Annotated in this window: 7 protein-coding genes; 2 read left to right on the top strand and 5 right to left on the bottom strand. The window is 42.6% G+C overall.

Going from position 1 to position 6,576, the window contains the following annotated elements:
- Positions 1-21: 21 nt before the first annotated feature.
- The 3 genes from VB740_RS07485 to VB740_RS07495 are packed head-to-tail and all read right to left on the bottom strand — an operon-like array spanning position 22 to position 2,830.
- Positions 22-408, bottom strand: coding sequence for a TRADD-N-associated membrane domain-containing protein (locus VB740_RS07485; RefSeq protein ID WP_323199412.1), 387 nt, complete (start codon positions 406-408; stop codon positions 22-24).
- 60 nt (positions 409-468) lie between these two features.
- Positions 469-2,472 (bottom strand): WD40 repeat domain-containing protein, encoded by a 2,004-nt coding sequence (locus VB740_RS07490; RefSeq protein ID WP_323199413.1) that lies wholly within the window; start codon positions 2,470-2,472, stop codon positions 469-471.
- Between the two features lie 4 nt (positions 2,473-2,476).
- The gene (locus VB740_RS07495) at positions 2,477-2,830 is read right to left on the bottom strand and encodes a PadR family transcriptional regulator (RefSeq protein ID WP_323199414.1); all 354 of its coding nucleotides are present in this window, start codon (positions 2,828-2,830) and stop codon (positions 2,477-2,479) included.
- A 369-nt stretch (positions 2,831-3,199) separates the two neighbouring features.
- Between VB740_RS07495 and VB740_RS07500 the strand changes: the two genes are divergently transcribed.
- The gene (locus VB740_RS07500; RefSeq protein ID WP_323199415.1) at positions 3,200-4,159 is read left to right on the top strand and encodes a tyrosine-type recombinase/integrase; all 960 of its coding nucleotides are present in this window, start codon (positions 3,200-3,202) and stop codon (positions 4,157-4,159) included.
- Positions 4,160-4,231: 72 nt separating this feature from the next.
- On the opposite strand, the gene VB740_RS07505 is transcribed toward VB740_RS07500, so the two are convergent.
- Positions 4,232-4,747 (bottom strand): hypothetical protein, encoded by a 516-nt coding sequence (locus tag VB740_RS07505; RefSeq protein ID WP_323199416.1) that lies wholly within the window; start codon positions 4,745-4,747, stop codon positions 4,232-4,234.
- Between the two features lie 172 nt (positions 4,748-4,919).
- On the bottom strand, positions 4,920-5,408 hold the full coding sequence (locus tag VB740_RS07510) for a GIY-YIG nuclease family protein (protein WP_416289409.1): 489 nt from the start codon (positions 5,406-5,408) through the stop codon (positions 4,920-4,922).
- 378 nt (positions 5,409-5,786) lie between these two features.
- Here VB740_RS07510 and VB740_RS07515 point away from each other — a divergent pair.
- A partial coding sequence (locus VB740_RS07515) for a GIY-YIG nuclease family protein (RefSeq protein ID WP_323199418.1) occupies positions 5,787-6,576 on the top strand: 790 nt, incomplete at its 3' end.

Consider the following 6,576-nt stretch of genomic DNA (forward strand, 5'->3'; position numbering starts at 1 on the left):
CACTACTCAAGCAGAAATAATTTAATCTTCGTCCTTGACTTTTGCTGCAATTTTATCAAGACGTTCGTTAGCTTTGTCGAGGCGATCGCTAGCATCTTTGGCAAGTTGGATAAAAACCATGCTTGAGACAAGTCCCCCAGCAGTAGTTATAGTTCCCTCAGAGGCTTTCCCTGTTAATAAAAATCCAACACCCACAAACCCTACAATGGCGCTTGCTCCTGTCATAACCAATGCCAGTAGAAAACTTTGACGAGCTATGTTAAATGTCTGTTGTGTTTGACGTAAGCCTTCCTCTGCAATACGAGCCATCAATACTGAATCTGAGTTGAGGGTTGTGATAGGAACAGATGCAAGGTTGTTGTTCGTCATATTATTATAGTGTGGGTTAGTAGCAAGATTAGAATCCATTTGTTGCTCTCCTACATTGGATAAAGAGTACCTGCTTGGAAGTTGGAAGAGTCAAGCAGGTTACTCATTTAAATTATTGTGAGTTACTGACTTATCTTTGCTGTCGGTGATAGAACGGCGACCAGGAACTGCCATGAAGTTATTACCATAATAAAGATTATGCAACTTCACTCGGATACCACCAAAAAGCATATCTATTAATGTTGTGGCTGTAATGAATCTGACGTAAAACTTGGGTTTATTTGCAGCAATTAATTCATAACGTAATGCTTCTAGATCGCCTCGCCAATCTTCTGGCAAAACACAAATTACCCACCCAGTTATGATGTAACTGTTTTGAGTGTTGGAGGTGTTCTTCTGTCGTTTGCTTTGTCGGCGCTTTGTTATAGACAATAACACCATGACTCCAGAAAATACGAAAACAAATGCAACTATTACACCTTTACTAGTAGATGAGTCAGGATACCAAACCTTGACAATACCATCATCACTAGTAGAGGTAATCCTTCGACCGTCAAGGCTGTAATCAACTTTGTTTACCTTCCTCTCATGTACTTTTAAACTACGTATTAATTGGCCAGTATTAACATTCCAAATGTAGATTGTTCCATCATCACAGCCAGAAGCAAGAATCGTATGATTAGGATGAAAATCAAAAGCGCGAACAGGCTTATTATGTTTCAGGGTACGTAGTAATAAGCCATTCTTACTCAAGAGGACTGTGTTGTTACCACCAATAGAAGCAACGATACTGTTCTCATTACTTAAAATGATTTTATTGGACTTTTCACGATTCTTTTTGTAAGGTTTTAATACTCGACTATCTCGATTTTTGAAATGACCTGCGTTGTACTCGTAGGGACTAGCAATATTATCCAACAAAATCGACCTTGCGTTAATGTTGATGTTTCCTCCATTTCCCACAGCATCATCAAATCCTACAGCACTGGATGTGGAACTTGAAATTTCGTCGCTCTCCATTCTATCAAGGGAAACTTTCTCTGAAGCATTGATACTGATATCGCCAGCATTCCCTTGTCCAGCAGGAGCAGTGCTTATAACAGCCCCATCCTTTACAATCAGAGACTGAGCATAAATACTGATATTGCCACCATTCCCATATACGGTAGCACTGTTTATAACAGCCTCATCCTTTATAGTCAGAGACTTAGTATTGATACTGATATTGCCACTATTTCCATGTGCAATAGTAGCAGTGCTTATAAAAGACCCATCCTTTACAGCCGGAGACTTAACATTGATATTGAGTTTTTTTGTATTACCTCCAGCAAGATAATTTTCATAGAAAGCGTATAATTCATAGCTATCCTTTTTTCCTGCTTGTAGCCAACGGAGTAAACTTAAAGGTTTGACTTTTTTCTCATCATTGGCAATAAGAAGAGCTTTATCATCAGAGGTAAAATCGATATAAATTTTTCCTCTATTATTTAATGAAGAAAGGTTGAAAGTTTGCAGTTCCTGACCGTCTCGACTCCAGAGTTTTAGACTATCATCGCTAGCAACCGCAATGATATTGCTGTCAGGACTGCAATCAACGTTGCGAATCGAACTACCCACGGTTAAAGTTTTTACTAACTTGCCGTCTGACCTCCAGAGGGATATTGTATTATCAACACTGCTTGAAACAATGACTTGATTATCAGGACAAAAGCTTACATTAGTGACTTCAGCATCATGTCCTCGGAGGACTTTTGTTCTTCTACCGTATAGACTCCAGATTTTAATGGTTTTGTCAGCACTAGCAGAAGCAATAGTTTTTCCATCAGGGCTAAAGCTGATACTAGAAATCCGGTCTGAATGCCCTTTGAGAGTATTCAATTCTTTGCCAATAGCGGCATCCCAGATTTTTATAGCGGCATCACCACTTCCAGAAGCAAGGAGCTTATCGTCAGGGCTAAAGCTGACATCGTAAACTTTCGTATTATGTTCTTTGGGGTTTTGAAGTTCCTGAGCGTAAACTAATGCGATAGATAAGATAGATGCTATTGCTGTAAATGCAACCTTTGTCACTCTCACACTTTTAAACTTTAAATTTTGGCTCATGTTGTTAAGCTCCTTCTAAACCGGGAGTAGCCATTCCAGATCGCCAAGCAAGCTGTTGACGATATTCTTGTACTTCTCTGAGAGCCGTTACACCCAAAGCCGTTACTCTATAGTATTTGCGCCGCGCTCCACCTGTTTCTTCGGCTTCATCTCCCCAATGCCACAAGACTAAGCCTTTCTTCTCCAGTCGATTTAGAGCGGGGTATAAGCTCCCAAAGCCAATAGGTATTGGTCTGCCATCATTGAGTACATTCAAGATTTCAAGACCGTAAAGTTCTCTTCCCAGCAAAGCCGTGAGAATATCTTCGTCTATAGCTGAGAGCTTAACCAACTCTGATTCATTCTGTTTTTTACTCATAGTTGAGCTTCAACCTTAATTCATACTTTCTATAGTACTGTAAAAACATATAAGTGTATAGGTTTTTCTAAAATAGATATAAAAGAAAATATTTTAGCTCTCTCACTACGCTTTTAAATTTGTATGTTGCGATCGCCCCCCCATCCTGAGTTCTCTTGAAAAGTAAGCCGCTCTAACCAAACGGTCGCCCCCATTCTTAGGGAAAGGAAAGCGGGGGAGAGAGCCAAGACACGTAACGGCTTGTCCCCAGATATTGCATACATCCATACACTGAGTACGAAACATCCGTGTGCGAGTACGATTGTGGATTACTTATCAAAACATTATTGTGCAAAACATGGTTTCCTAGAATGCCTATTTTGATAAGTGATGTCTACTAGTACCGTTGCACCATTGGTTCTCAGAGTTCCGCCACCACTGACGGAACACCCAGCCTCGGTTTACCTTTCTTCACTTTCGTCGGGGTCTGAGCCGACGATGAAGCGAAGTCTCTCCCTAATTGCTCAACTCCTAACCAATGGCGAGGCAGATTACCTAACTCTCAACTGGGCAGAATTACGCTACAAACACACCGCCGCCATTCGTGCAGCACTTATCAAAAACTATGAACCCGCAACGGTTAACCGTGTTTTGTGTGCGCTGCGGCGAGTTCTCAAAGAAGCGTTGAGATTAGAGTTAATGTCACCCGTCGATTACGCGAGAGCTGTAGACATCCAGAGTGTGAAGGCTAGAAAGGAGTTAAGGGGACGGGCATTAAGCCAGGACGAGATTGATTCGTTGATGACGGTTTGCTTTGGCGATCGCACCCCCGCCGGATTTCGTGACGCTGCCCTAATTGCCATTCTGCGCGGTGCTGGTCTGCGTCGGTCTGAGGTGGTCAAGCTGGATTTAAAGGATTTCAAATCTGATGATGGGGAAATAAAGGTTAGGTCTGGTAAGGGAAAGGTTGACCGGACGCTTTATTTATCCCCAAGCGCGGCTGCATCGGTTGATGATTGGATTGAAATTAGAACTAAGGCAGCTGGCCCAGTGCTGTGTCAGGTTAATAAATCTGGTCGTGTTGTTCAGCAACGGCTCACGCCCCAGGCGGTGTTATTCATTTTGCACAAACGGGGCGAGGAAGCTGGTGTAGAGGCATTCTCGCCCCACGATTTACGGCGCACATTTGCATCAGATTTACTAGATGCTGGAGTGGATCTTGCTACTGTTCAAATGATGCTTGGTCATGCTACCCCAGCCCAGGCTGCACGATATGACCGTCGGGGAGAGGAAAGAAAGCGCCGTGCAGGTGCTGTATTGCAGATTTTAGAGCGAGAGCGAGTTTCTTAGAGGACTCATAGCGTAGTTTACCGCCGTAGGCATCGCCGATTTACTTAGTACATAAATATTACTAAAAAACTGTTATTTCACTGGGTAGTACAGCCCATCTTTTGCATTCCATTCCCAACCTATGCCCCTTGGGTCGCGGTTACGAGTCCAGCTGATAAATTCTTTATCGATCTTGTTTTCTCGCTCAGTTGTGAGGCTTGACGGTGTTAAACCTAGTCGCGGTGCTAAGTTTTCAGAGGGCAATGCTTGCAGTTCAACTTGGGTTTGTTGGTATGGGTTAGCTTGTCTTCTTTGTTTGGGTTGACTGTTGTATCGAGTTGATGAAATAGCCCGTTCCAATTTTTCCAGATGCTTGGAGATAGCCTCTAGTTTGGTTTCCAGCTTCTCCTCCAGCTGCAAAACCGATTTACTGCTTGGGGCAACATCGATATCAATATTGCTATCAAACTTAGATATCAATTCTTCTAAGCCTTGCAGCAAGGCAATTGTATGCCCCTCTCTGTGCAGTTTGGATAGTTGGCGTACTACTGGAATTAAGGCAGTAGGGACGCGAATCATTTCGCTTGGTGGGGTCTTGTCATCAGCCATTTGATATCAATTTTGATAGCAATAAACTGATGATAGATGAAAAGCGATAAGGAGTGATCGCAGATTTACAAGCGTTCACGTTCAGCGTCTCGTAGAGAGGAAACACGATCGCACTTTACAAAGTATCATCCCAAAAGCTGAAGCTGGAGTAGCTGTAGGGGTGCGATGGGGCCTACCCAAACGGTTGCCCCCAGCGCTCCCAGTTTTCTTTGTTGAACGGCGATCGCCACTTCAAAATCAGATTCAATTCCAATTCCTGCCGTGCGCGTCGGTCTGTGGGAGTGTCCCACCAAAACGCGATGTTGACTGCTGTCTTCATTCCGTAGCGATAATGCAAATCCTGATAGCTTGCTATGTAATCTTTGCAGGCGTGTATACCCTTCCACCGCTTGTTACTTCTGCAAGTTTCCCCCACATACAGCACTAGTCCAGCCGCAGAGTCAACAACAAAGTACAGACACGCATCGCCGGGGCTATCTGCTGGCATCCTCCAAAACGAGAGCGATCGCACCTGTAACTGCAACGGATCGATCCGGTTTGGGTCGCAGTGTTTTGGTGCAATGTCAAACAGTGTCACCTGCTCAGGCGGCTTGCTCTCCCTTACCCGTTGCTGATAGTCCAAAATTTGCGCTTTCCACCGCACCAAAGCATCCTGGCTCATCACCAGCGCCTCTGCTCTACGTGCTGGTGTGAGGGGTAAATCAAAAAATAGGTTTAGCTGGTTGTCTTCCAAGGTCATCACAGGCAGTTACTTTCCCAGTAGATTATCCCCCAGAACTGAATTGAGTAAACCTGTTAACGAGTTTAAGCGATCGCCAACGCCTTCACTTTCCTTTTTTCCTCTAAGAAATTCTTGGGTATCCATTCACACAAACTACACTTATCCTCAAGAGATAAGGAGCGACGATCAAGCGATGCCTACGCTTGATTCCATTGCACTTACATTCTTCAAATCAACATTACCTAGCCCAGAAGATAGATACATTTTTTAAAAGTTGAAGCACACTTGTAAAAGCAACTTTAACTATTCAATAATGGTATGACAATGTGGCTGAAATATGGTGTAAATGAAGAAGGTATCTTGATATGTATTGAAGATATCACAAGAGGTAAGACTTCACTTAAGTGTCCTTACTGTAATGGGGAGTTAACTGCTAAAAAAGGCAAGGTGAAAGAGCATCATTTTGCTCATAATGACCAAACTTGCCGCCCCGTAGCTAACCGGGAATTCCCTACTCTGCCACTCTATGATAATTTCAATATTCAATTATCTGGCAAGGATTTGGCACAGTTAAAACTGCTTTGGCAGGAGTACGGAGCCAAAAATTACCCTATTAGTTCCTACTTAGTTACTCCCGGTTTACTCAAAGCAGGAATATTGAGAAAAAACGTATGCTTAACCCCACCTGAATATGAATTTAGTGATTTGGGTAAAATTCCAGTTGGAGCGCTATATTTCAGGCGATTCAATGATGTACAGGAGCCGCTATTACTTAAAAAGCTGCTGAAACTTGAGCTAGCTTTTAAACACGCCGAATACAAAAATGCTCCAGATTTAGTATATCGATTTACTGATTTGAAGCTGTATCGCGCTCAACTTCAACGTATTCTATCCTCTAGCCTGTATTTTTTAGAGATTGAAACGAATATTGGAATTATCTACAAAATAGGAGTAACCCAAAGACCCGTTCTCAAGCGAGTAGCAGAAGTAAAAATTGATTTACTTGCTCATTATTCCAGTGTTGCTATTAAAGTATTAGGAACTTGGGAACACAGGGGAAATATTGAATTATATTTCAAACACCGTTATCAAAGCTTTAATCATCCCA

This window comes from Nostoc sp. UHCC 0251, assembly GCF_034932245.1.
Classification (GTDB): domain Bacteria; phylum Cyanobacteriota; class Cyanobacteriia; order Cyanobacteriales; family Nostocaceae; genus Nostoc.